23 protein-coding genes are annotated in these 23,358 nt (G+C 71.0%); 13 read left to right on the top strand and 10 right to left on the bottom strand.

Annotated elements, in window-relative coordinates; genetic code table 11:
- Window positions 1-63 precede the first annotated feature (63 nt).
- The 3 genes from AB0J46_RS13905 to AB0J46_RS13895 all read right to left on the bottom strand — a co-directional run bounded on the left by AB0J46_RS13905 (window position 64) and on the right by AB0J46_RS13895 (window position 4,822).
- Window positions 64-243 (bottom strand): DUF6104 family protein, encoded by a 180-nt coding sequence (locus tag AB0J46_RS13905; RefSeq protein ID WP_364330794.1) that lies wholly within the window; start codon window positions 241-243, stop codon window positions 64-66.
- A 91-nt stretch (window positions 244-334) separates the two neighbouring features.
- On the bottom strand, window positions 335-3,973 hold the full coding sequence (locus AB0J46_RS13900) for a multifunctional oxoglutarate decarboxylase/oxoglutarate dehydrogenase thiamine pyrophosphate-binding subunit/dihydrolipoyllysine-residue succinyltransferase subunit (protein ID WP_364330790.1): 3,639 nt from the start codon (window positions 3,971-3,973) through the stop codon (window positions 335-337).
- 204 nt (window positions 3,974-4,177) lie between these two features.
- Complete coding sequence (locus AB0J46_RS13895; protein ID WP_364330787.1) at window positions 4,178-4,822, bottom strand: phenylalanine--tRNA ligase beta subunit-related protein; 645 nt, start codon at window positions 4,820-4,822, stop codon at window positions 4,178-4,180.
- A 75-nt stretch (window positions 4,823-4,897) separates the two neighbouring features.
- Between AB0J46_RS13895 and AB0J46_RS13890 the strand changes: the two genes are divergently transcribed.
- Together AB0J46_RS13890 and AB0J46_RS13885 are read left to right on the top strand one after the other, a co-directional pair.
- Window positions 4,898-5,554: a winged helix-turn-helix domain-containing protein gene (locus AB0J46_RS13890; protein WP_364330784.1), complete on the top strand. Its 657-nt coding sequence runs from the start codon at window positions 4,898-4,900 to the stop codon at window positions 5,552-5,554.
- Window positions 5,551-6,840 (top strand): MFS transporter, encoded by a 1,290-nt coding sequence (locus tag AB0J46_RS13885; RefSeq protein ID WP_364330781.1) that lies wholly within the window; start codon window positions 5,551-5,553, stop codon window positions 6,838-6,840. The genes AB0J46_RS13890 and AB0J46_RS13885 overlap by 4 nt, the downstream gene beginning before the upstream one ends.
- Here AB0J46_RS13885 and AB0J46_RS13880 read toward each other — a convergent pair.
- The gene (locus AB0J46_RS13880) at window positions 6,788-7,633 is read right to left on the bottom strand and encodes a glutathione S-transferase C-terminal domain-containing protein (protein WP_358288903.1); all 846 of its coding nucleotides are present in this window, start codon (window positions 7,631-7,633) and stop codon (window positions 6,788-6,790) included. The two genes, AB0J46_RS13885 and AB0J46_RS13880, sit on opposite strands and share 53 nt — an antisense overlap.
- Window positions 7,634-7,679: 46 nt before the next feature.
- Here AB0J46_RS13880 and AB0J46_RS13875 point away from each other — a divergent pair, with 46 nt between their 5' ends.
- The 8 genes from AB0J46_RS13875 to AB0J46_RS13840 all read left to right on the top strand — a co-directional run bounded on the left by AB0J46_RS13875 (window position 7,680) and on the right by AB0J46_RS13840 (window position 16,716).
- A complete protein-coding gene (locus AB0J46_RS13875) occupies window positions 7,680-8,738 on the top strand; it encodes an MBL fold metallo-hydrolase (protein ID WP_364330778.1) in 1,059 nt (352 codons plus the stop codon).
- 55 nt (window positions 8,739-8,793) lie between these two features.
- On the top strand, window positions 8,794-9,666 hold the full coding sequence (locus AB0J46_RS13870; RefSeq protein WP_364330775.1) for an SDR family oxidoreductase: 873 nt from the start codon (window positions 8,794-8,796) through the stop codon (window positions 9,664-9,666).
- Window positions 9,667-9,844: 178 nt separating this feature from the next.
- Complete coding sequence (locus AB0J46_RS13865; RefSeq protein ID WP_358288897.1) at window positions 9,845-11,002, top strand: ROK family transcriptional regulator; 1,158 nt, start codon at window positions 9,845-9,847, stop codon at window positions 11,000-11,002.
- A 12-nt stretch (window positions 11,003-11,014) separates the two neighbouring features.
- Window positions 11,015-12,499 (top strand): sugar ABC transporter ATP-binding protein, encoded by a 1,485-nt coding sequence (locus AB0J46_RS13860; RefSeq protein WP_364330772.1) that lies wholly within the window; start codon window positions 11,015-11,017, stop codon window positions 12,497-12,499.
- A complete protein-coding gene (locus tag AB0J46_RS13855) occupies window positions 12,499-13,506 on the top strand; it encodes an ABC transporter permease (protein ID WP_364330769.1) in 1,008 nt (335 codons plus the stop codon). Before AB0J46_RS13860 ends, AB0J46_RS13855 begins: the two co-directional genes overlap by 1 nt.
- Window positions 13,503-14,549, top strand: coding sequence for an ABC transporter substrate-binding protein (locus tag AB0J46_RS13850; protein WP_357984925.1), 1,047 nt, complete (start codon window positions 13,503-13,505; stop codon window positions 14,547-14,549). The genes AB0J46_RS13855 and AB0J46_RS13850 overlap by 4 nt, the downstream gene beginning before the upstream one ends.
- Window positions 14,550-14,560: 11 nt before the next feature.
- Window positions 14,561-15,712 carry a Gfo/Idh/MocA family oxidoreductase gene (locus AB0J46_RS13845; RefSeq protein ID WP_364330765.1) on the top strand — a complete coding sequence of 384 codons (1,152 nt, stop codon included), beginning with the start codon at window positions 14,561-14,563 and terminating at the stop codon, window positions 15,710-15,712.
- On the top strand, window positions 15,709-16,716 hold the full coding sequence (locus AB0J46_RS13840) for a sugar phosphate isomerase/epimerase family protein (RefSeq protein ID WP_352323548.1): 1,008 nt from the start codon (window positions 15,709-15,711) through the stop codon (window positions 16,714-16,716). Before AB0J46_RS13845 ends, AB0J46_RS13840 begins: the two co-directional genes overlap by 4 nt.
- Window positions 16,717-16,726: 10 nt before the next feature.
- Here AB0J46_RS13840 and AB0J46_RS13835 read toward each other — a convergent pair whose 3' ends face one another.
- A complete protein-coding gene (locus AB0J46_RS13835) occupies window positions 16,727-17,215 on the bottom strand; it encodes a hypothetical protein (RefSeq protein ID WP_364330762.1) in 489 nt (162 codons plus the stop codon).
- 223 nt (window positions 17,216-17,438) lie between these two features.
- Window positions 17,439-17,711: a hypothetical protein gene (locus AB0J46_RS13830; RefSeq protein WP_364330759.1), complete on the bottom strand. Its 273-nt coding sequence runs from the start codon at window positions 17,709-17,711 to the stop codon at window positions 17,439-17,441.
- 28 nt (window positions 17,712-17,739) lie between these two features.
- Between AB0J46_RS13830 and AB0J46_RS13825 the strand changes: the two genes are divergently transcribed.
- Complete coding sequence (locus AB0J46_RS13825) at window positions 17,740-17,889, top strand: hypothetical protein (RefSeq protein WP_364330756.1); 150 nt, start codon at window positions 17,740-17,742, stop codon at window positions 17,887-17,889.
- A gap of 288 nt (window positions 17,890-18,177) precedes the next feature.
- Window positions 18,178-19,401 carry an FAD-dependent oxidoreductase gene (locus AB0J46_RS13820; protein ID WP_364330753.1) on the top strand — a complete coding sequence of 408 codons (1,224 nt, stop codon included), beginning with the start codon at window positions 18,178-18,180 and terminating at the stop codon, window positions 19,399-19,401.
- Between the two features lie 519 nt (window positions 19,402-19,920).
- On the opposite strand, the gene AB0J46_RS13815 is transcribed toward AB0J46_RS13820, so the two are convergent.
- From AB0J46_RS13815 to AB0J46_RS13805, 3 genes are read right to left on the bottom strand one after another with little or no spacing between them, the layout of a single operon-like run.
- Complete coding sequence (locus AB0J46_RS13815) at window positions 19,921-21,009, bottom strand: Zn-dependent alcohol dehydrogenase (protein ID WP_358288864.1); 1,089 nt, start codon at window positions 21,007-21,009, stop codon at window positions 19,921-19,923.
- Between the two features lie 22 nt (window positions 21,010-21,031).
- A complete protein-coding gene (locus AB0J46_RS13810) occupies window positions 21,032-21,223 on the bottom strand; it encodes a ferredoxin (RefSeq protein WP_352324009.1) in 192 nt (63 codons plus the stop codon).
- Window positions 21,220-21,672 (bottom strand): pyridoxamine 5'-phosphate oxidase family protein, encoded by a 453-nt coding sequence (locus AB0J46_RS13805; protein WP_364330748.1) that lies wholly within the window; start codon window positions 21,670-21,672, stop codon window positions 21,220-21,222. Before AB0J46_RS13805 ends, AB0J46_RS13810 begins: the two co-directional genes overlap by 4 nt.
- 85 nt (window positions 21,673-21,757) lie before the next feature.
- On the opposite strand from AB0J46_RS13805, the gene AB0J46_RS13800 reads away from it, so the two are divergent.
- A complete protein-coding gene (locus AB0J46_RS13800; protein WP_364330959.1) occupies window positions 21,758-22,387 on the top strand; it encodes a class I SAM-dependent methyltransferase in 630 nt (209 codons plus the stop codon).
- On the opposite strand, the gene AB0J46_RS13795 is transcribed toward AB0J46_RS13800, so the two are convergent.
- Window positions 22,384-23,352, bottom strand: a complete 969-nt coding sequence (locus tag AB0J46_RS13795; protein WP_364330745.1) for a DUF1702 family protein — start codon at window positions 23,350-23,352, stop codon at window positions 22,384-22,386. The genes AB0J46_RS13800 and AB0J46_RS13795 overlap by 4 nt on opposite strands.
- Window positions 23,353-23,358 lie beyond the last annotated feature (6 nt).

Here is a 23,358-nt window from a genome sequence, read left to right as displayed (position 1 = left end):
AGAACACGATATGTCGCGTTACTCGAAAACTCAAGATGTATCGCGTCTCGGCGGCGGAATCCGTCAGTCGTCGTCCTCGTCGTCGAGGCGGGCCAGCCAGGTGGCCAGCCGCTCGATCGGGGTCTCGAACTCGGGATTGAGATCGACGAACTCGCGCAGCCGCTCGCCCAGCCAGAGCACGCTGACCTCTTCCTCGCCCCGCCGAGCGACCAGCTCCTCGATCCCTCGATCGGTGAAGTACATGGGTTCTCTCCTTCGTGCAGGCAGGGGCCTCACCCTGCCGGTCAACGCAGAAGCCCCCGGCCGGACGGCCGGGGGCTCACTGGCGGCCTGCTCAGCCGAAGAGCTGGTGGAGGATCTCCTCCAGCTCGGTGTCGTGCGAGTTGTGCGAACCCGTCGCGGGCGAGCTGTTCGGGGTCCGCGAGACGCGGCGCAGCGACCGGCCGCCGAGCGTCTGCGGGTCTTCGGCCAGCTTCAGCGTCAGGTAGGGCCACGGGCCCATGTTCACCGGCTCGTCCTGGGCCCACACCAGCTCGGCCTGCTGCCCGTAGCGGGCCAGCTCGGCGGTGAGCTCCTCGGTGGGGAACGGGTAGAGCCGCTCAAGACGGACGATCGCGACGTCGTCGCGGCCCGTCTTGTCGCGCTGCGCGGCCAGGTCGTAGTAGAGCTTGCCCGAGACCAGGACGATCCGGGTGACCTTGGCCGGGTCGACCGTGGTGTCGCCGATGACCGGCTGGAAGGTGCCGGTGGTGAAGTCGGACGCCTTCGACGTGGCCGCCTTGTGCCGCAGCAGCGACTTGGGCGTGAAGACCACCATCGGCTTGTGCCGGTTGGACTCCACCTGCCAGCGCAGCAGGTGGAAGTAGTTGGCCGGCGTGGACGGCTGCGCGACCGTCATGTTGTCGAGCGCGCAGACCTGCAGGAACCGTTCGATCCTGGCCGAGGAGTGGTCGGGGCCCTGGCCCTCGTAGCCGTGCGGCAGCAGCAGCACGACGGAGGAGCGCTGGCCCCACTTCTGCTCACCGGACGAGATGAACTCGTCGATGATCGTCTGGGCGCCGTTGACGAAGTCGCCGAACTGCGCCTCCCAGGCCACCAGGGCATCGGGACGCACGACGCTGTAGCCGTACTCGAAGCCGAGCGCCGCGAACTCGCTGAGCAGCGAGTCGTAGACGTAGAACTTCGTGGTGCCCTCGTTGAACTGCTTCAGCGGCGTGTGGTCGGCGCCGGTCATCCGGTCGACCAGCACCGCGTGCCGCTGGGTGAACGTGCCGCGCCGGGAGTCCTGGCCGACCAGGCGCACCGGGTGGCCGTCGATCAGCAGCGAGCCGAACGCCAGCGTCTCGCCCATCGCCCAGTCGATCGAGTCGGTCTCGACCATCTGGCCGCGGCGCTGCAGCACCGGCGCCAGGCGCGGGTGCGGCGTGAAGCCCTCGGGCAGGTTGAGCTGGGTGTCGACGATGCGCTTGAGCGTCTCGTCGCTGATCGCCGTCGGCGTGTCGGCGTGGGACCACTTGACGACCTCGGCCGGGGGCACCCGCATGGCGGCCGCCTCCTTGGGCTTCTTGGCCGCCTCGCGCGTCTCGGTGAACGCCTGCTCCAGCTTGGCCTGGTAGTCGCGCAGCGCCGACTCGGCCTCCTCGACCGTGATGTCGCCCCGGCCGATCAGCGCCTCGGTGTAGAGCTTGCGGGTCGAGCGCTTGGCGTCGATCAGGTCGTACATCAGCGGCTGGGTGAAGGCGGGGTTGTCGCCCTCGTTGTGGCCGCGGCGGCGGTAGCAGATGAGGTCGATGACGACGTCCTTGCGGAACGCCTGGCGGTATTCGTAGGCCAGCTGGCCCACGCGCACCACGGCCTCGGGGTCGTCGCCGTTGACGTGGAAGATCGGCGCCTGGATCATCCGCGCGACGTCGGTCGCGTAGACCGACGAGCGGGAGGAGGCCGGCGAGGTGGTGAAGCCCACCTGGTTGTTGACCACCACGTGCACGGTGCCGCCGGTGCGGTAGCCGCGCAGCTGCGACAGGTTGAGCGTCTCGGCCACCACGCCCTGGCCGGCGAAGGCCGCGTCGCCGTGGACGAGGACGGGAAGGACGGTGAAGCCCTCCTCGCCGCGCTCCAGGAGGTCCTGCTTGGCGCGGACGACGCCCTCCAGCACCGGGTCGACCGCCTCCAGGTGGGAGGGGTTGGCCACCACGGACGCCGTGATCATCTTGCCGCTCGGGGCGGTGAACTCGCCGCTCGCGCCCAGGTGGTACTTGACGTCGCCGGAGCCGTGGGCGGTGCGCGGGTCGATGTTGCCCTCGAACTCGCCGAAGATCTGCGCGTAGGACTTGCCCACGATGTTGGCCAGCACGTTGAGCCGGCCGCGGTGGGCCATGCCGATGACGACCTCGTCGAGGCCCTCGTCGGCGGCGTCGCTGATCACCGAGTCGAGCAGCGGGATCAGGGACTCGCCGCCCTCCAGCGAGAAGCGCTTCTGGCCGACGAACTTCGTCTGCAGGAACGTCTCGAACGCCTCGGCGGTGTTGAGCCGGGACAGGATGTTGAGCTGCTCGTCGCGCTCGGGCGAGGCGTGCGGCTTCTCCACCCGCGCCTGGATCCAGGCCCGCTCCTCGGGGTTCTGGATGTGCATGTACTCGATGCCGACCGTGCGGCAGTAGGAGTCGCGCAGCACGCCCAGGATCTCGCGGAGCTTCATCAGCGGACGGCCGCCGAAACCGCCCGTGGCGAACTCGCGCTCGAGGTCCCACAGGGTCAGCCCATGGGACTGGATGTCGAGGTCGGGGTGCTTGCGCTGCTTGTACTCCAGCGGGTCGGTCTCGGCCATCAGGTGGCCGCGCACGCGGTAGGCGTGGATCAGCTCGATGACCCGGGCCGACTTGGCCACGTCGTCGTCGTGCGAGGCCGAGATGTCCTGGACCCAGCGCACCGGCTCGTACGGGATGCGCAGCGCCTCGAAGATCTCGTCGTAGAAGCCGTCCTCGCCGAGCAGCAGCCGGTGGATCTGGCGCAGGAAGTCGCCCGACTGGGCGCCCTGGATGATCCGGTGGTCGTAGGTGCTGGTCAGCGTCATGACCTTGGAGACGGCCAGGCGCGACAGCGTGTCCGGCGAGGCACCCTGGTACTCGGCCGGGTATTCCATCGCGCCGACGCCGATGATCGTGCCCTGGCCGGGCATCAGGCGCGGAACGGAGTGGACGGTGCCGATCGTGCCGGGGTTGGTCAGCGAGATCGTGGTGCCGGAGAAGTCGTCGACGCCCAGCTTGCCCGCGCGGGCCTTGCGGACGACCTCTTCGTAGGCCACCCAGAACTGGCGGAAGTCCATCTCCTCGGCGCCCTTGATCGAAGGCACGAGGAGCTGGCGCTCACCGTTGCTCTTCTGGACGTCGATCGCCAGGCCGAACCCGACGTGCTCGGGCTTGACCAGCGTGGGCTTGCCGTCGACCTCCGTGTAGGAGTAGTTCATCTCCGGCATCGCCTTCAGCGCCTTGACGATCGCGAAGCCGATCAGGTGGGTGAAGGAGATCTTGCCGCCACGCCCCCGCTTGAGGTGATTGTTGATCACGATGCGGTTGTCGATGAGCAGCTTGGCCGGGATGGCCCGGACGCTGGTCGCCGTGGGGACCGTCAGGGACAGGTCCATGTTGGCGGCCGTGCGTGCGGCGGCGCCGCGCAGCTTCACCTCCTCGGCGCCCTTGGGCACCGGGGTGGCCGGCTGCTTCGGCTTCTCGGCTGCCGGAGGCGCCTTCGGGGGCGCCTTGGGAGGTGCGGGCGCGGTCGCAGTGCCGTTCGCCGCCTCCCTGACCGGGGTCCGGCCCGGTCCGTAATCAGGGTTGTAGTCAGCGAAGAAGTTCCACCAGGCCTTGTCGACAGACTCTGGATCTTGAAGGTACTTCTGGTACAGCTCGTCGACAAGCCACTCGTTCTGACCAAAGCTTGCCAGCGGGTTTGTCCGCGACGACTCAGACGACACGGCGGAAATCGCCCTCTTCCGCAGATCGGCGTTGATGTTAGAGAACCTGTCCAAGGCTACTCGCCCGGACCGGCAGCGCGCGCCGAAGAGCACGCGCCGCCTCGAACGATCCTCTCAGGACACGCCGAAGAGGTCACGCCCGCCTAGTCAATCCAGGGAGAGCCGCCATTGTTACTGTTTGGTATCAACGTATGGCCGGCAGGTTTATTTCCCTCCGGGCACGATTCTGCTGGTGATCCGCACCCCCGGTGACAGCTCCTCCAGCAGCTCCGCCAGCTCCTTGCCGGCCTGCTGGAGCTCCTCCATCGACATGGGCTCCAGCCGTTCGAGGAGGAAGATCGCGTTGGTCGTCTCCTCGGTGAGCCGGGTGCGCGCCACCTGACGCCAGTTCCACCGGCGGCAGGTCACGCCGGCGTCGTCGCGCCAGATCACCTCGCCGGGCTCGGGCTGCCCGAGCGCCTCCTCGGACTGCTCGTCGCCGGTCGCTCGCACCAGCCGGGCCGGGCCCTGGTAGCGGTCGAGGTCCTCGCCGCCGATGGGCAGCGCGTGCTTGACGCTGATCGTGTTGTACGCGTCGACCACCCGGTTGATCTCCGGCAGCGGCATGCGCCGGGTCAGGGCGTCGACCGAGGGCCTGGTGCGCTGCGGCTTGGCGCCGAAGGCGCGGTAGGCGTCCTTCCAGGCGTCGATCTTGCCGGCCTGGACCTCGCACGCCGACGCCTCGGCCAGCCAGGCGCGGGTGCGGTCGTCGGTGGGGCCGTTCCGCAGGCCGTGGGCCAGCATCACCAGCACGGCGAAGTCGGGGCGCAGGGCGAGGACGGCGTCGTCCACGCGGATGTCGTCGAGCATCCGCCCAGTTTAGAAGGTCGGGGAATTCGCAAAAATCACTTTGCAAAAAAGCTTTTGCGGTCTAGGGTCGTGCTCATGGAGGAGCAGTACAGGATCAGTGACCCGCAGGTGCTCAAAGTGGTCGCCCATCCCTTGCGGGTGCGGCTGCTCGGGCTGCTGCGCAGCGACGGCCCGGCCACCGCCAGCGAGCTGGGCCGCAAGGTCGGCGAGAGCTCCGGCTCGACCAGCTACCACCTGCGCGAGCTGTTCAAGTACGGATTCATCGAGGAGGACGCCGACCGGCGCGACGGCCGCGAGCGCCGCTGGCGGGCCCGCCACCGCTACACCTCCTGGGACAGCGGCCAGCTGTCCGGCACCGAGGAGGGCCGCGAGGCGGTCCGGATCATGCGGATGCGCCAGGTCGAGGTCCTCGGCCGGGTCGCGCAGGAGCACGAGGAGCACGACTGGTCCCCCGAGTGGGCCCGCGCGGCCGGGCTGAGCGACCACATCGTCGAGCTGCCCGCGGCCGGGCTGAGGGAGTTCAACGACCGGGCCATGGAGCTGCTGCGCGACCTCGCCGCCCGCTACTCAGGCGACCCCGACGCCCGCCAGGTCAACATCTGGATGGGCGGTTTCCCCCGCGACGGTTCCCCCCGCGACGGTTCCCCCCGCGACGGTTCTCCCCGCGGCGGTTCCTCCACCGACGGTTCCCCCACCGACGGTTTTCCCAGCGACAAGGAGCAGGACCGATGACCGCTCGTTCCGCGTTACGGCGCTACATGCTCGTCAGCTTCCTGACCTGGCTGCCGCTGGGCCTGATGGCCGCCGTCATGGTGCTGCTGATGACCGACAGAGGGCTCAGCCTGACCCAGATCGGCCTGGCGGTGACCGTGTTCTCGGTCGTCACCGTCAGCCTGGAGCTGCCCACGGGCGGCCTGGCCGACGTCATCGGACGGCGGATGGTGCTGGCCGCCTCGGCGGTGTTCACCGCGGCGGCGCTCGCGCTGATGAGCGTCTCGACGACGTTCGGGATGTTCCTCGCCACCTGCGTGATCAAGGGCGTGGCCAGGGCGTTGTCCAGCGGCCCGGCCACCTCCTGGTACGTCGACACCCTGCACGAGCTCGAAGGCGAGGACGCCGACCTCAAGCCGGGCCTGGCGCGCGGCGGCGCGCTGGAGTCGGTGGCCATGTGCGCCGGGGTGCTGGTCGGCGGCGCCGTGCCGCTGCTGGTGCCGCCTGGGACGATCACGCCGCTGGCCGTGCCGCCGCTGCTGGGGGCCGTCGCGGCCGTCGTCCTGCTGGTCGTGGTGGTGTTCGCGCTGCCCGAGCCGGCCCACGCGCGGCGGTCGCTGGGGAGCGTGCTGCGCGAGGTGCCCTCGACGGTGGTCGGCGGGATCCGGCTGGCCGCCGGGGGAGCGGTGCTGCGCCGCCTGATGCTCGCCGCCGCCGCGTCCGGCGTGCTGCTGATGACGATCGAGCTGCTGACCCCCGGCCGTCTGGCCGAGCTGGCCGGCACGTCCGAGCGCGGCAGCCTGGCCTACGCCGTCGTGGCGGCCCTGGGATACGCCGCCAGCGCCACGGGCAGCGCGATCGCGCCCCGCGTGGCGCGCCTGGCGGGCGGCTCGGCCCGCGGCGCGGCCATGGGCGCGGTGCTCTGCGCGCTGTCGGTCGGCTCGCTGGCCGCCACCGCCGGGCTGGACGGCGTGCCCGGCCTGGTGACGGCCGGGCTGGCTTACCTGGTCATGTTCGCCGGGCTGTCGGTGACCGGGCTGCTCTGCCTGGAGATGCAGCACAACGCGGTCTCCGCCGCCGAGCGCACCACGGTCACCTCGACGTCCTCGCTCTCGTTGCAGGCGGGCGGGGTGCTGGCCAACTCCACGCTCGGCGTCCTGGCCGGGCAGGCGGGCGCGTCGGCCGCCTGGTGGGTGGCCTCGGGGGTGGTGCTGGCCTCGGCGCTGCTGTTCGTCGCGATGCCGAGGCCGGGGATCACAGGCTCCAGTCGAGTTCCGGTCCTACCGGAACGATCCTGCTCGGGTTGATGTTCGTCTGGGTCATGTAGTAGTGGCGTCTGATGTGGTCGAAGTCCGTGGTGTCGCGGAATGCGGGGATCGCGTAGAGCCTGCGGGTGTACGCCCACAACGCCGGATAGTCGGTCAGCCGCCTGATCGAGCACTTGAAGTGGCCGTGGTAGACCGTGTCGAACCTGACCAACGTGGTGAACAGCCGCACGTCGCTGTCGGTGAGCGTGCCGAAGAGGAACTCCGACTCGGCCAGGCGCACCTCCAGCAGGTCGAGCGTGGTGAACACGCGGGCGACCGCCTCCTCGTACGCCTGCTGCCCGCGGGCGAAGCCGGCCTCGTAGACCGCGTTGTTGAGGCCGTGGTAGAGGCGGTCGTTCATGATGTCGATGTCCGGGCGCAGGCGTTCGGGGTACAGGTCGGGCGCGCTGCCCCACGACGTCTCCAGATCGAGGGTGATCTGCGGGAAGTCGTTGGTGACCAGGCGTTCTTCCCGGCTGTCCCAGATGCACGGCACGGTGTAGCGGCCCGTGTAGCCCGGTTCGGTCGCGTGGTAGAGCTCCGACAGGTACGGCGGGTCGCCGTCGGGGATCCGCCAGCCCTTCTCGTCGCGGATGGGGTCGACGATCGTGACGTCCAGCAGGTCCTCCAGGCGGAGCAGGGCGCGGACGATCAGCACGCGCTGTGCCCACGGGCAGGCGTAGGAGGCGTAGAGCCGGTAGCGGCCGGGCTCGGGCGGCCCGAGCCGTTCGGTGAAGCGGTTCGGCTGCCGGACGAAGCGGCCATCGTCTGAGATCTCGCGGCTCAGCTTCATGACCCCTAGTAGAACATGATTCGGGACCAGAACTATATTCGGGGCCATGGCTAAGTTCGTGGTGACTCCTTCCAGCGTGGCCCAGCGTGAGGCGTGGATGAGCGGGGCGGTTCCCGAGGTCGAGCGGGTCCGGCCGGGGCTGTGGTCGATCCCGGTGCCCATCCCGGTCAACCCTCTGCGGTACGTGCTGGTCTACGCCCTCGAACTGCCCGACGGCGTGGCCATCGTGGACGCCGGATGGAACACCGACGAGGCCTACGACGCCCTCGCCGCCGGGCTGGCCGTGGCCGGCTACGGGATCGCCGACGTCAGGGCCGTCCTGGTCACCCACCTGCACCCCGACCATTACGGCCTGGCCGGACGCGTCCGCGAGGCGTCGGGCGCCTGGATCGGGCTGCACCCGGCCGACGCGAACCTCGTGCGCGAGCGGTACGACGACGACGCCATCGACTCGCTCGTCCAGCGGGAGCGGGCCCTGCTCCGGCGCTCCGGCGTGCCCGACCTGAGCCTGGACGAGCTGGCCGGGGCCTCCATGATGATCAGGCACATGGTCACGATGGCCCGTCCCGACCGGCTGATCGAGGACGGCGAGGACCTCGGCCTGCCCGGCTGGGACCTGCGGGCCCTCTGGACCCCTGGCCACACGCCCGGCCACCTGTGCTTCGTCTCGCCTGAGCGCAGGCTGCTGCTCTCCGGCGACCACGTGCTGGCGAAGATCACGCCGATCGTGGCCGTGCACCCCCAGTCGGGCCCCGACCCGCTGGCCGACTACCTCGGCTCGCTGGCCGCCGTGCGCGAGCTGGAGGTGGACGAGGTCCTGCCCGGCCACGAGTACCGGTTCCTGGAGCTGGCCGGACGCGTCGACCACGTGCTGGCGCACCACGACGAGCGGCTGGCCGAGATCGAACGGGTCGTCGGCGAGGACGACGGCGTGACCTGCTGGGACGTCGCCACCCGGCTGAGCTGGTCGCGCCCCTGGGAGACGATCCCGCCGTTCATGCGCCGGGCGGCCAACAACGAGACGCTGGCCCACCTGGTATGGCTGGCCGGACGGGGCAGGGTACGCCGGGAGGAGGGCGAGCCCGAGCTCTGGAGACGCGCCTGAGCCGGTCGGTTATCGTACTCCTACCAGAATGTTGTTCTCTTGCTCTGGAGGTTCGATGCTTCGGTTCGATGACAGGGTCGCGATCATCACGGGCGCCGGGCACGGCCTCGGCAGGGCGCACGCGCTCCTGCTCGCCGAGCGGGGCGCCAAGGTCGTGGTCAACGACCTCGGCGGCGCGCTCGACGGCACCGGCGCCTCCACCGGCCCCGCCGCCGAGGTGGTCGAGCTCATCACCAAGAACGGCGGCCAGGCCGTCGCCAACGCCGACAACGTCGCCACCCCCGAGGGCGCCAGGGCGCTCGTGCAGACGGCCGTCGACGCGTTCGGCCGGATCGACATCGTCGTCAACAACGCGGGCATCCTGCGGGACAAGTCGTTCGGGAAGATGACCGTCGAGGACTTCGACGGCGTGCTGGCCGTGCACGTGCGCGGGTCGTACCTGGTCAGCCAGGCCGCCTACCCGCTGATGAAGGAGGCCGGGTACGGGCGCATCGTCAACACCTCCAGCCCGGCCGGCCTGTTCGGCAACTTCGGCCAGGCCAACTACTCCACGGCCAAGATGGGCCTGGTCGGGCTGACCAAGACGCTGGCCATCGAGGGCGCGCGCAACGGCATCAAGGCCAACGCCATCGCCCCCATCGCCTGGACCAGGATGACCGAGGCGCTGCTGCCGGCCGAGTTCGAGGCCAAGTTCACGCCCGAGCGGGTGAGCGCGCTGGTCGCCTACCTCGTGCACGACTCGTGCGAGTCGAGCGGGGAGGTGTTCACCGTCGGCGGCGGGCGGGTGGCCCGCGTGTTCGTGGCCGAGGGGCCCGGCTGGAAGGCCGACGACCTCACCCCCGAGGCGATCGCCGACAACTGGGGCTCGGTGATGGCCGAGCAGCCGTACGTGCTGACGGCCGGCGACTCGATGAAGGCCATGCTCTAGCGCCGGAGCCTGCCGGAAGCCGGTCATCGCCCGCCGGGGCGGTGGCCGGCTTCCGCGCGTTCGGGAGGGTTGCGGCGAACGTCTCATGCCAGGCTTTGTTCGATCTTCGGCATAAGTCCGCGAGGTTCGGTCGAATCAGACTCTTGATTTGCCGCATGAGTGATCTTATTGTTCCCGCATGACCCCCCAGCCGGGCTCGGCTGCCGACGTCCTGACGCTCATCAGCGCCGGATCGGCGACCACCCGTTCCGATCTCGCGCGCCTCACCGGACTGGCCAGATCCACGATCTCCCAGCGGGTCGACGCGCTGATCGAGCGCGGCCTCGTCGAGGAGACCGAGAGCGGCGAGTCCACTGGCGGCCGTCCCCCGCGTCAGCTCCGCCTGCACACCGAGGAGCACGCCTTCGCCGGCGTCGACCTCGGCGCCACCCACTGCCGGGTCGCGCTCATGGACCTGACCGGCGGCCTGCTGGCCGAGTGCGAAGACCCGCTGGAGATCGGCGAGGGCCCCGACAAAGTGCTCGCCCACGTCGACCAGCGGCTCGACCGGCTGCTCGGCGAGGCAGGACGGCCCCGCGCCGCGCTGCGCGCCATGGGCATCGGCGTGCCCGGCCCGGTGGAGTTCGCCACCGGCCGCCCCAACAACCCGCCGATCATGCCGGGCTGGAACGACTACCCCGTCCCCGAATACTTCGACGGCATCCAGGTGCTGGTCGACAACGACGTCAACGTCATGGCGCTCGGCGAGCACCGCAACGCCTTCGCCGGCACCAGCCACCTGCTGTTCGTCAAGGTCGGCACCGGCATCGGCTGCGGCATCGTGGCCGACGGCAAACTCCACAGAGGAGCCCAGGGCTCGGCCGGCGACATCGGGCACATCCGCGTCAGCGGCCACGACGACGCCGGCTGCCGCTGCGGCAACAGCGCCTGCCTGGAGGCCGTGGCCGGCGGCGCCGCCATCGCCCGCCGGCTCGCCGAGCTCGGGCTGGCCGCCGAGACCGGCGCCGACGTCGTCGCGCTCGTCCAGGCGGGCAACACCCAGGCGCTGCGGCTGGTCAGGGAGGCCGGCCGGCTCATCGGCGAGGTGCTGGCCGGCCTGGTCAACTTCTTCAACCCCGAGGTCATCGTCATCGGCGGCGCGCTGTCCCGCGTCCACGAGCACCTCCTGGCCGGCGTCAGGGAGACCATCTACCGCCGGTCGCTGCCGCTGGCCACCCACCACCTGTCCATCACCCCGAGCCGCACCGGGATCAACGCCGCCGCTCTCGGCGCGGGCCTGCTCGCCATCGAGCACTATCTGTCACCGGACAACATCAACCGCATCGTCAACGCCTGAAGGGGACCCCCGATGCTGGTCATGAAGGGCATCGTCAAGCAGTTCCCCGGCGTGCGCGCGCTCGACGGGGTCGACCTCGACGTACGGGCGGGCGAGGTCCACTGCCTGCTCGGCCAGAACGGCGCGGGCAAATCCACCCTGATCAAGGTGCTGGCCGGCGTCCACCAGCCCGACGAGGGCACGATCGTCTTCAACGACGCGCCCGTCCGGCCCACCAGCCCCAACGACGCCATCCGGCTCGGCTTCGCCACCATCTACCAGGAACTCGACCTGGTCGACGGCCTCAGCGTCGCCGAGAACATCTTCCTCGGCCACGAGCACGCCCGCTTCGGGTTCGTCAACCGCCAGGCCGGCCGCCGGGCCGCCCGCGAGGTGCTGGAACGCCTCGGCCACGGCGAGATCCGCCCCTCCACCGAGGTCGGACGGCTCTCACCGGCCGCCAAGCAGGTCGTCTCGATGGCCCGCGCCCTCTCCCACGACGCCCGACTGATCATCATGGACGAGCCGTCGGCCGCCCTGGCCCACGACGAGGTCGCCAACCTGTTCCGCATCATCCGCGAGCTCACCGCCCAGGGCGTGGCCGTCGTCTACATCTCCCACCGGCTGGAGGAGATCCGCGAGATCGGCGACCGCGTCACCGTGCTCAAGGACGGGCGCACCGTCGCCGTCGGCCTGCCCGCCCGCGACACGCCCACCGCCCGCATCGTCTCCCTCATGACCGGCCGCAACGTCGAGTACGTCTTCCCGCCCCGCCCCACCCGGCCGCCCGGCGAGGAGGTGCTGCGCGTGGAGAACCTGACCGCGCCCGGCGTCTTCGCCGACGTCTCCTTCTCCGTGCGCGCCGGGGAGATCGTCGGGCTGGCCGGGCTCGTCGGCAGCGGACGCTCCGAGATCCTGGAGGCCGTCTACGGAGCCCGGCCCGCCGCCGGCCGCGTCACGCTCGCCGGCCGCCCGGCCCGCCGCCGCGTGACCGGCGCCGTCCGGCAGGGCATGGGCCTGGCCCCCGAGGAACGCAAGGCCCAGGCCCTGCTGCTCGACCAGAGCGTCACCGCCAACATCACGCTCGGCACCCTGCCGCAGTTCGCCAGGTTCGGATGGATCGACCGCGGCCGCGAGCGGGCCGAGGCCGCCCGCCTGGCCCAGCTCCTCGACATCCGCCCGCCCGACCCCGACCGCCCGATCAGGACCCTGTCGGGCGGCAACCAGCAGAAGGCCGTGCTCGCCCGCTGGCTGCTCGGCGGACGCAGACTGCTGCTGCTCGACGAGCCCACCCGCGGCGTCGACGTCGGCGCCCGCGCCGAGCTGTACGCCGTCATCCGCGACCTGGCCGACCAGGGCATCGGCGTGCTGCTGGTCTCCAGCGAGGTCCCCGAGGTGCTGGGGCTCGCCGACCGGGTGCTCGTGCTGCGCGAGGGCGCCGTCATCCACGAGGGCGAGGCGGCCGGCCTGGACGAGCACCGCGTACTGGACATGATCATGGATGGGAGGGCCGCGTGATGAGCGAGCCCATAGAGGCGCCCGAACGACCCGCCGCCGGGGTCGCCCGGCCGAGACCGTCCCTGCTGAACGGGGTCGCCGAGATCCGCCACCTCGGCCTGCTGGGCGCGCTGGCCCTGCTCGTGGTCGTCGGCCTGGTCACCCGGTTCGACAACTTCGCCACCACCTCCAACCTGGTCAGCATCCTGGCCCTGGCCGCCACGATCGGCGTGATCACCGTCGGGGCCACCTTCGTGATCATCGGCGGCGGCATCGACCTGTCCGTCGGCGCCGTCATGGCCCTCGCCTCGGTCTGGGCGACCACGCTGGCCACCCAGTCGTACGGGCCGGTGGTGATGGCCGTCTGCGCGATCCTCGTCGGCACCGGGGCCGGGCTGGTCAACGGGCTGCTGATCGCCTACGGGCGGATGGTCCCGTTCATCGCCACCCTGGCCATGCTGGTGGCCGCCCGCGGCCTGGCCCAGCGCATGTCCGACAGGAAGACGCAGCTCATCCACGTCGAGAGCATCGTGCAGCTGTCCACCACGCGGCTGCTCGGCATCCCGCTGCTGGTCTACGTGTTCGCCCTGGTCGTGGTGCTGGGGTGGATCGTCCTGAACCGCACCACGTTCGGCCGCCGCACGTACGCGGTCGGGGGCAACCCCGAGGCGGCCAGGCTGGCCGGCATCGACGTACGCAGGCACACGATGCTCCTGTACGCGCTGTCCGGCTTCTGCTGCGGCGTCGCCGCGATCCTCATCATGGCCCGTACGACGACAGGCTCGTCCACCCACGGCGACCTGTACGAGCTCGACGCCATCGCCGCCGTCATCATCGGCGGCACCCTGCTCACCGGAGGCCGGGGCACGATCATCGGCTCGATCCTGGGCCTGCTGATCTTCACCCTCATCACGAACCTGTTCATCCTCAACGGGCTCAACACCAGCGACCAGCTGATCGCCAAGGGCCTGATCATCGTCGTCGCCGTCCTTCTCCAGCGGCGGAACCTGAAAGCGAGAGCAACATGAGTGAGAACGTCGCGCGCAGGGGATTCCTCGTCGGCGGGGCTGTGCTGTTAGCGGCGGGTTGCACCAGCAACGAGCCGGCGGCCGCTCCCTCGTCGGCGGCGCCCGCGCCCGCCCCCGCCGCGAGCGGCAACGACGAACCCGGCCAGAAGGTGACGATCGGCTTCTCCGCGCCGGCCGCCGACCACGGCTGGATCGCGGCCATCGCCAAGAACGCCGAGAGCGCGGCCAAGCAGTACGGCGACGTCGACTTCAAGGCCGTCGAGCCGACCAACGACATCAACCAGCAGATCTCCGCCGTCGAGTCGCTGATCGCGGCCAAGGTGAACGCCCTGGTCATCCTGCCGAACGACGGCCAGCAGCTGAACCAGGTCGCGCTGCAGGCGACGCAGGCGGGCATCCCGGTCATCAACCTCGACCGGGTGTTCCCCGACAAGCTGGCCTACCGGACGTGGATCGGCGGCGACAACTACGGCATGGGCGTCGCGGCCGGGCACTACATCGGCAAGCAGCTCAAGGACAAGGGCGTCGCGAACCCGGTGATCGTCGAGATCCAGGGCATCGCCACGCTGCCGCTGACCCAGGACCGCAGCAAGGGCTTCGCCGACGCGCTGAAGACGTACGGGTTCAGCGTCACGGCCAAGCAGGACGCCAAGTTCACCGTCGAGACCGGCAACCAGGTGGCGACCTCGCTGCTGCAGGCGCACAAGAAGATCGACGCCCTGTGGAACCACGACGACGACCAGGGCGTCGGCGTGCTGGCCGCCATCAAGGAGGCCAACCGCGACGAGTTCGTCATGGTGGGCGGCGCCGGCTCGCTGAACGCCATGAAGGAGATTCAGGCCGGCACGTCGGTGCTCAAGGCCACCGTCACCTACAGCCCGACGATGGCCTCCTCGGCCATCCGGCTCGCCAGGTTGATCGCGCAGGGCAAGGGCATGAGTGACCTCGTGGAGAATCAGGTTCCCCAGTCGATCACCCTCGCGTCGGAGACGATCACCAAGGAGAACGTCGACAAGTATCTGGCGCTCGGATTCGAATCCTGATCGGGGGTTGCATGTCAGACAAGACCACCATCGGCGTGGGCATGATCGGCTACGCGTTCATGGGCCGCGTCCACTCCCAGGCCTGGCGGAGCGTCGGCGCGTTCTTCGACCTGCCGCTCGCGCCGCGCATGGCGGTGCTGGCGGGCCGGTCGAAGGAGCAGACCGCCGCCGCGGCGGCCCGGCTCGGCTGGGCCGACGTCGAGACGGACTGGCGGGAGCTGGTCCGGCGGGACGACGTGCAGATCGTCGACATCTGCACGCCGGGCGACTCGCATGCCGAGATCGCGATCGCCGCGTTGCGCGCCGGCAAGCACGTGATCTGTGAGAAACCGCTGGCCAACACCGTCGCCGAGGCCGAGGCCATGGTCGCGGCGGCGGCCGCGGCGCCGGGCAGGAGCATGGTGGCCTTCAACTACCGGCGGGTCCCGGCGGTCGCCCTGGCCCGCCGGTACGTCGAGGAGGGCAGGCTGGGCGAGATCCGGCACGTACGCGCCCAGTACCTCCAGGACTGGATCGTGGACCCGGAGTTCCCGCTGGTGTGGCGGTTGCAGAAGGACAAGGCGGGCGCGGGGGCGCTCGGCGACATCGGCTCGCACATCGTGGACGCCGCCGAGTTCGTCACCGGCCAGCGCGTGGCGGGCGTGTCGGGGCTGACGGAGACGTTCGTCAAGGAGCGTCCGCTGGCGGGGGAGTCGGCGGGGCTGGGCGGGTCCCGTACGGAGGAGAGGGGGACGGTCACCGTCGACGACGCCGCGCTGTTCATCGGCCGGATGTCGGGCGGCGCGCTGGCCTCCTTCGAGGCCACCAGGTTCGCGACCGGGCGCAAGAACGCGATGCGCATCGAGGTCAACGGGCAGCTCGGCAGCCTGGCGTTCGACTTCGAGTCCATGAACGAGCTGTGGTTCAGCGAGGGCGGGGGCGGGTTCGAGCGGATCCTGGTGACCGAGCCCGACCATCCCTACGTGGGGGCGTGGTGGCCGCCGGGGCACGGGCTCGGCTACGAGCACACCTTCACCCACGAGATCAAGGACTTCCTGGAGGCCGTCGCGACCGGCACCGACCCTTCGCCGTCGTTCGCCGACGGGCTGCGGGTGCAGCGTGTGCTGGCGGCGGTGGAGGCGAGCGCGGCCGACGGCGGCCGGTACACCCCTGTGGAGGACTGATGAGACCAGTAACGCTGTTCACCGGGCAGTGGGCGGACCTGCCGTTCGAGGAGGTGTGCAGGCTGGCGGCCGAATGGGGCTACGACGGCCTGGAGATCGCCTGCTCGGGCGACCACTTCGACGTGGCGCAGGCGGTGGCGGACCCGTCGTACGTGGAGCAGAAGCGCGCCCAGCTCGACAAGCACGGCCTGAAGGTGTGGACGATCTCCAACCACCTCGTCGGCCAGGCCGTCTGCGACCATCCGATCGACGAGCGGCACAAGGCGATCCTGCCGGCGCGCATCTGGGGCTCGGGCGACCCGGAGTCGGTGCGGCGGGCCGCGGCCGAGGACATGAAGGACACCGCGCGGGCGGCGGCGGCGCTCGGCGTGGACACGGTGGTGGGGTTCACCGGGTCGTCGATCTGGCACACCGTGGCCATGTTCCCGCCGGTGCCGGCGTCGATGGTGGAGGCCGGCTATCAGGACTTCGCCGACCGCTGGAACCCGATCCTCGACGTGTTCGACGAGGTAGGGGTGCGCTTCGCGCACGAGATCCACCCGAGCGAGATCGCCTACGACTACTACACGACGCAGCGGACGCTGGAGGCGATCGGGCATCGTCCGGCGTTCGGGCTGAACTGGGACCCGTCGCACATGGTGTGGCAGGACCTCGACCCGGTGGCGTTCATCCTCGACTTCAAGGACCGGATCTACCACGTCGACTGCAAGGACACCCGGGTCCGGATCGGCGACGGGCGCAAGGGGCGGCTGTCGTCGCACCTGCCCTGGGCGGACATGCGGCGGGGATGGGACTTCGTCTCCACCGGGCGCGGTGACGTGCCCTGGGAGGACTGCTTCCGGGCGCTCAACTCGATCGGGTACGACGGGCCGATCTCGATCGAGTGGGAGGACGCGGGGATGGACCGGCTGGACGGCGCCCGGGAGGCGCTGGGGTACATCCGGCGGCTGAACTCCATCACGCCGCCCGCCACGGCCTTCGACGCGGCCTTCTCCACCACGTAGAGCGTGCTGGTCACGGGCCGGGCGACCGCGCGTCCGGCCCGTGCCGGACGTCCGGGGCGGTCCGGCGCGCGGTCATCAGCCCGACGATCATGATCAGCCCGCAGACGAGGAACGGCCAGCCGTAGGGCCGTCGTGGCGCCCAGCCGTCGAAGGTGGTCGCCACCCCCACCAGCGTGACGGCCGCCGCCGCGAGCCACCCGAGTGCCCGCCCGGCCGCGCGGCCGCGCAGCGACGCCAGCAGGATCGCCAGGACGATCCCCGGCCACGCCATGAGGACGAAGTCCCAGACGTGGGCGGGCCCCGGCGCGTGGGCGCGGAGCGCGCCGTTCAGCGGGCCGGCGGCGAGGTAGAGCGGGAAGGCCATGACGGCCATGGCCAGGTCGCCGTACAGGCCGTCGCCCAGGCTGCCGTCCTGGGTCAGCCAGGTCAGCGTGAGCACCGCGGCGGCGTACGCGAATGCCGCCGACAGTTTCTGGACCCTGGCGATGGCTGCGATCATCGGACGCCTTCCCCTGCCACGTCACCGCTCCGGCGGTCCCACGGTAGAGCGCCCGGCGGGCCGTGGCCGGGCGCATGGGAAACCCTTGCCGGAACCGGTCAGGACCCTGGCGGCGCGGGTGGCGGGCCGTCCCCGTCCTTGGCGCACGCCGGCGCGTCCGCCTCCGCGCCGCCGGGGCCCTGCGGGACGCCCAGCTCGACGCAGCAGTGGCCCGGCCGCGGGATCAGGGGGGCCTGGACGGCCGGGGCGTCGAGGCCGTCGAGGAACCCGGCCAGGAACGCGTGGTTGATGCCGCAGACCAGCTCGGGGCCTTGGCGGCCAGGGGATGGAAGGGGCAGTTGCGCAGCCGGACCAGGGTCGGGGTGTCGCGGCTGGGCTCGGAACCGTGGCGTTCCAGGACCTGCTGGGCGCAGGTCAGCGCGCGCTCGGGGCCGAGCCGGGCACCGCGCAGCCCGCCCGGCTGTTCGTAGCGGGTGGCGAGCAGCCTGGCGTCCACCAGTTTGTCCAGGTGGAAGGCGGCGAGCTTGCGGGAGATCCCGACGCTCTGGGCCGCCTCGTCGCGGGTGACGGCCCGCCCGGGCTACCTGGGCGGCAAGCTCGCCTTCCGCTACGGCGTCCGGGTCGCCGGCGAGGACACCCAGGCCGAGGGGTTCACCACCACCCCGCCACGGTGAGGCGCCGCCTTCGGACACCCGCCTTCTGACATACGAACGGCTCATCCTGGAAAGAAGGAAGCTCGTGGAGATCGCGGCACCCGGCTCGGCTCCGGTCCGGCGGCGGCCGGCTCGCCGGTTCCGGCCGAACGGCACTTCCCCGTCGCGGTCGTGGCGGGTCATGGGCTGTTCGCGGTCGTGACCGTCGTCCTGGTGCTGCTCACCGCGCTCGGCGTGGGCGGGAGCTGACGTGCGCCGCGATCACCACGCCCTTCGCCCAGGAACAGGACAGAAAGAGGAGATCCGACCATGCCTGCACCCGCGACCATCGTGATCGCCGGCGGCGGCCTCGCCGCCGCCAAGGCCGCAGAGGCCCTGCGCGGCGAGGGCTTCGACGGCCGGCTCGTGCTGGTCGGCAGGGAGACACACCTGCCGTACGAGCGGCCGCCGCTGTCCAAGGACTACCTCCAGGGCGCCGGCGAACGCGACAAGATCTTCGTCCACGACCGTTCCTGGTACGACGAGCACGATGTCGAGCTGCGGCTGGGCGTCGAGGTCACCGGCATCGACCCGGCCGGCCACCGGGTCACCCTGAGCGACGGCGAGCAGCTCGGCTACGACCGGCTGCTGCTGGCCACCGGCTCCCGTCCGCGCCGCCCGGACCTCCCCGGGGCCGACCGGCCCGACGTGCTGTACCTGCGTACCGTCGACGACAGCGAACGCCTGCGCGCCACCCTGGCCGGCGCCGGCCGCGTCGCGATCCTCGGGGCCGGCTGGATCGGCCTGGAGGTGGCCGCCGCCGCCCGCGCCGCGGGGGCCGAGGTCACCGTGATCGAGACGGCGTCCGCGCCGCTGCTGCGCGTGCTGGGGCCGCACGTCGCCCAGGTGTTCACCGCGCTGCACCGCGAGCACGGCGTGAACTTCCTCTTCGACGCCCGCCCCGCCGAGATCACCGGCTCCGGGGTCCTGCTCGCCGACGGCGCCCACGTCGAGGCGGACGTCGTCGTGGCCGGCGTCGGCGCCGAACCGGACACCGACCTCGCGCGGGCCGCCGGGCTGACCGTCGAGGACGGCGTCAAGGTGGGGGCCGACCTGCGCACCTCCGACCCCGACATCTTCGCGGCCGGCGACGTCGCCAACGCCTACCACCCGCTGCTGGGCCACCACGTCCGGGTCGAGCACTGGGCGAACGCGCTCAACCAGCCCGCCACCGCCGCCCGCGCGATGCTCGGCCGGGCCGGCGACTACGACAACCTGCCCTATTTCTTTACCGACCAGTACGACCTGGGCATGGAGTACGTCGGCCACGTCCCGCCCGGCCGCACGCCCGACGTCGTGGTCCGCGGCGACCTGGAGGCCCGCGAGTTCATCGCCTTCTGGCTGGACGAGCAGGACAGGGTGCTGGCCGCGATGAACGTCAACATCTGGGACGTCACCGACCACACCCAGGCACTCATCCGGTCCCGCAAGCCCGTGGACCGGACCGCGCTCGCCGACCCCGGCACCCCTCTCGACCAGCTCCTGCCCTCCTGACCCCGGACGCGGCACGGGACGGTCGGTCCCGTGCCGCACCGGAGGAGGGTCAGCGCACGACGCGGCAGACCAGGGCGTCGGAGGTGCCCGCAGCGCGGACATCACCACGTCCGTGGTGAGGAACTTGCAGGCCAGGTACGGGTCACCCGAGCCCGCGTACGTCATCGGGCCGGGGCCGCCGGTGTAGCAGCGCAGGCCGCCGGACTCGTAGAAGCCGATCCACGAGGACGAGCTGACCTTGGCGTGACAGTAGTCGCCGATCGAGAGCGGCCCGAAGGTCACGTCCACGACGGCCGCCTGGGCGGGCGCGGCGAGAGCGAGCAGGCCGGCGGCGGCGAGGGAGAGCAGGGCGAGGCCGCGACGAAGCATGGATACTCCTTGGGGGGTGGTGGGCACTCAACCCGGAGTATCCGTTAGGAAACTTTCCTTAGCAATGGGTTGTGACCGGTTCGGCCGATCGCTGCCTGACCTGCCCGGGGCCGAGGAGCCGGAAGCCCGTTCTCCGGCCCCGGGCCGGGGTCAGTCCATGATGACGATCTGGCGGAGCACCTCGCCGCCGCGCAGGGCCGCGACGGCGTCGTTCAGGTCGCCGAGCCGGATGCGGGCGCTGATCAGCGATTCCAGGTCGAGCTGTCCCGCCTTGTGGAGCTTGGCGAAGTAGGGGAAGTCGTGCCGCACGTCGGCCTCGCCGTACAGGCTGGACAGCAGTCTCTTGCCCTCGAACAGCAGGCTGAAGGCGGAGATGGAGACCATGTCGTCCACCGCGCCGGCGCCCACCACGATGACGTCGCCGCCCGCCCGGGTGAGCTGCCAGGCGCTCTGGATGGTCGCCGACTTGCCGACGACCTCGAAGCCGTAGTCGAAGCCGCTGCCGCCGGTCAGCTCGTTCAGGGCCTCGGGGACCTGCTCGGGCGTGATCGCGTGCGTCGCGCCGACCTTCTTGGCCAGGGCGTGCTTGGACTCCAGCGGGTCGACGGCGAGGATCGTCCTGGCGCCGGAGACGCGGGCGCCCTGGATGACCGACAGGCCGACGCCGCCGCAGCCGATCACCACGACCGTGGAGCCGGGACGCACCTTGGCGGTGTTGATCGCGGCGCCCACGCCGGTCGTGATGCCGCAGCCGATCAGCGCCGCCGCCTCCCACGACACGTCGTCATCGATCTTGATCGCGCCCTGCCAGGGCACGATGACCTCCTCGGCCCAGGTGCCGCAGCCCGCCATGCCGAACGCCGTCGCGTTGTCGCCGCCGAAGCGGAAGTTGCCCTTGCTGAAGGACTCGATGACGTACTTCATGCACATGTACGGCTGCCCGCCCACGCACAGGTCGCAGGACTGGCAGGCCGGGCGCCAGCTGATCACGACGTGGTCGCCCGGCGCGACCGACGTGACGTGCTCGCCCACCTCGACCACCTCGCCCGCGCCCTCGTGGCCCGGGATCAGCGGCACCGGCTGCGGAAGCACGCCGGACATGGCCGACAGGTCCGAGTGGCACACGCCCGTGGCTCTGATCCGTACGCGGACATCGGTCGGCCCGACGGGGGCCAGGGTGATGTCGTCGCGGATGTCCAGCTTGTCGTTGCCTACGGCGTGCAGGATCGCGGCGCGCATGGGGTTCCTCCTCCGGCTACGGCTAGTCCTCTAGCGACAGGGCGGCTTTCGGGCAGGACCTGACCGCGCTGCGGACGCGGTCCTGCATCTCGGGGGGTGGTTCGGGGAGCAGGATGTGCAGCTGGTCGTCGTCGTCCACCTCGAAGACCTCGGGGGCGAGCCCCATGCACACGGCGTTGGCCTCGCAGACCAGTTCGTCGACCTTGACCTTCATGTGAGCCTCCTGTGATCCCATGAGACCACTTTGGTGCGCTCGACGACGTAGGCGATGCGTTTTCTGCCGGTCTGCTCGACGTAGGGGGTGAGCAGGTCGTCCGGCACGCCCGGCGTCATCCTGCGCGCGATCATCATGCCGATGCCGAGCACCCGGTCCCGGTCGTCCACCTGCTCGGCCACGCCGTACACCAGGACGCCGCGGAGCTGGTCGTAGTCGTCGCCCGCCTCGACCAGGCAGCTCACCCGCGGGTCGCGGGCCAGGTTGCGGGCCTTCTGCGCCTTGCCGTACGTCCAGAAGGCGATGCGGCCCTCGTCCAGCCCGTAGAACATGGTCACCAGGTGCGGTGTCCCGTCGGGATTGATGGTCGCGAGCTGGACCTTGCGCGAACCCTCCAGGAACGCCGTGACCTCGTCGTCGGACATCGCGATGCGAGCGCGCTGATTCACGTGCCAAGTAGAACAGGTTGCAAAGAAGCACGGCAAGAGGTCCCTGGAATGTTGTTCGGTTCGGCTAGGGTGCATGCCTATGACGATGCCGCCGGAGCTGCTGCAGGCAGCGGAGCACGCCAAGGGATTCATGCCGCCGAAGGAGGGCCTGGCCCTGTTCGAGGCGGCCTGCCGGTACGGCGGCCTGGGGCCGCTCTGCGAGATCGGCACCTACTGCGGCAAGTCGGCGATCTACCTCGGCGCGGCGGCCCGGCACACCGGCTCGGTGGTCGTCACCGTCGACCACCACCGGGGCTCGGAGGAGATCCAGCCCGGCTGGGCCCACCACGACCCGGCCCTGATGGACCCGCGCTTCGGGCGGATGGACTCCCTGCCCTTCTTCCGCGCCGCCATCGCCGCCGCCGGGCTGGAGGAGGAGGTGATCGCCGTCGTCGGGCGGTCCGACCGGGTGGCCGCGTTGTGGAACACGCCGCTCGGCCTGCTCTTCATCGACGGCGGCCACTCCGAGGAGCCGGTGACCCGCGACTACGAGGGCTGGGCGCCGCACGTCATGGAGGGCGGCGCGCTGGTCTTCCACGACATCTATCCCGACCCGGCCGACGGCGGGCAGGCCCCCTACCGGGTCTACCTGCGCGCCCTTGAGTCGGGTGCCTTCCGCGAGGTGTCGGCCGAGGGCTCGCTGCGCGTGCTCGAACGCGTCGGCCGGGGCGTCTAGCGCCGGTGGCGGCGGTTCCACGACCGGCGGGTGTGGGCCTGCCAGCGCTGGAAGTCCTCGTGGGTGTGGGCGTCGTGGCCGAGGGCCAGCAGCGCCTGGTCGGTCCAGGCGGCCGCCTCGTCGGGGGCGGCGTCGGCCAGGATCGGCACGGCCAGCCTCGCGTGGTCCGGCAGCGCCCCCGACCGCAGCCGCGCCGTGACCGCGAAGGCGCAGCCCTGGGCCAGGTGGGCGCGGAAGCCGTCGGCTCCGGCGTGCTCGGTCAGCCACCACAGCTCGTCGCTGTCGGCGCCGCCGGTGTACGTGGCCGCGAACCCCACGCCGCTCCACAGGTCGGCCCGCCGGCTCGCCGGGAAGCCCGCGATGCGCGCGCCGACGTCGTCCGGCGAGGCGCAGTCGTGGTACCACAGCAGCCGGCCGAGGCCCTGGTCGAAGACCGCGCAGTGGGCGCGGGTGAGCAGGTCCGGCATGCTCCTGCGGCCCACCATGCGGTCCGCGCGCGACAGGCTCCACTGGAAGCCGAACCCGTCCACGGCCAGCCAGCGCATCAGCGGGTGCGCCCGCCGCGCACCCCAGACCGGACGCAGCCGCAGCAGCGCGTAGCCGCGTCCGGCGCCGACGTACGCGGCGTGGCGGTGATGCTGGGCGGGGCCGGCCAGTAGCTCGTGAAGGCGCCGGCCCCGGGTCAAGGTGAGCAGGTCGAGCACGGTGCAGGCGGCCGCCGCGCCCTCGTGGCCGAACGGCCGCTGCTCGGGTGAGAGGTCTTCGATCTTCTCGACTTCCCGCGACATGACCGCGTTGAAGCCGAACACGTACGACTGCTCGGAATCCGTGAAGACCGTCCGGGGAGCGCCGGGGCGCAGCCGGAACCTGCGCCGGCCCAGATCGGACTCCGAAGGATCCTTGGCCAGAAACCTCCGCAGCCCCCTCGCCGGGGACAGTGTCGGCTCGATCCTGACCTGGTCCAAGAACGC

Source organism: Nonomuraea sp. NPDC049758, from assembly GCF_040674635.1.
GTDB lineage: Bacteria > Actinomycetota > Actinomycetes > Streptosporangiales > Streptosporangiaceae > Nonomuraea.
This window is presented reverse-complemented; position numbering and strand designations above follow the sequence as displayed.

Bases quoted from the DNA above. Each gene is read 5' to 3' on its own strand.
- AB0J46_RS13905 (WP_364330794.1), bottom strand. From the start codon at position 243: ATGTACTTCACCGATCGAGGGATCGAGGAGCTGGTCGCTCGGCGGGGC.
- AB0J46_RS13895 (WP_364330787.1), bottom strand. From the start codon at position 4,822: ATGCTCGACGACATCCGCGTGGACGACGCCGTCCTCGCCCTGCGCCCC.
- AB0J46_RS13890 (WP_364330784.1), top strand. From the start codon at position 4,898: ATGGAGGAGCAGTACAGGATCAGTGACCCGCAGGTGCTCAAAGTGGTC.
- AB0J46_RS13885 (WP_364330781.1), top strand. From the start codon at position 5,551: ATGACCGCTCGTTCCGCGTTACGGCGCTACATGCTCGTCAGCTTCCTG.
- AB0J46_RS13880 (WP_358288903.1), bottom strand. From the start codon at position 7,633: ATGAAGCTGAGCCGCGAGATCTCAGACGATGGCCGCTTCGTCCGGCAG.
- AB0J46_RS13875 (WP_364330778.1), top strand. From the start codon at position 7,680: ATGGCTAAGTTCGTGGTGACTCCTTCCAGCGTGGCCCAGCGTGAGGCG.
- AB0J46_RS13870 (WP_364330775.1), top strand. From the start codon at position 8,794: ATGCTTCGGTTCGATGACAGGGTCGCGATCATCACGGGCGCCGGGCAC.
- AB0J46_RS13865 (WP_358288897.1), top strand. From the start codon at position 9,845: ATGACCCCCCAGCCGGGCTCGGCTGCCGACGTCCTGACGCTCATCAGC.
- AB0J46_RS13860 (WP_364330772.1), top strand. From the start codon at position 11,015: ATGCTGGTCATGAAGGGCATCGTCAAGCAGTTCCCCGGCGTGCGCGCG.
- AB0J46_RS13855 (WP_364330769.1), top strand. From the start codon at position 12,499: ATGAGCGAGCCCATAGAGGCGCCCGAACGACCCGCCGCCGGGGTCGCC.
- AB0J46_RS13850 (WP_357984925.1), top strand. From the start codon at position 13,503: ATGAGTGAGAACGTCGCGCGCAGGGGATTCCTCGTCGGCGGGGCTGTG.
- AB0J46_RS13845 (WP_364330765.1), top strand. From the start codon at position 14,561: ATGTCAGACAAGACCACCATCGGCGTGGGCATGATCGGCTACGCGTTC.
- AB0J46_RS13835 (WP_364330762.1), bottom strand. From the start codon at position 17,215: ATGATCGCAGCCATCGCCAGGGTCCAGAAACTGTCGGCGGCATTCGCG.
- AB0J46_RS13820 (WP_364330753.1), top strand. From the start codon at position 18,178: ATGCCTGCACCCGCGACCATCGTGATCGCCGGCGGCGGCCTCGCCGCC.
- AB0J46_RS13815 (WP_358288864.1), bottom strand. From the start codon at position 21,009: ATGCGCGCCGCGATCCTGCACGCCGTAGGCAACGACAAGCTGGACATC.
- AB0J46_RS13810 (WP_352324009.1), bottom strand. From the start codon at position 21,223: ATGAAGGTCAAGGTCGACGAACTGGTCTGCGAGGCCAACGCCGTGTGC.
- AB0J46_RS13800 (WP_364330959.1), top strand. From the start codon at position 21,758: ATGCCGCCGGAGCTGCTGCAGGCAGCGGAGCACGCCAAGGGATTCATG.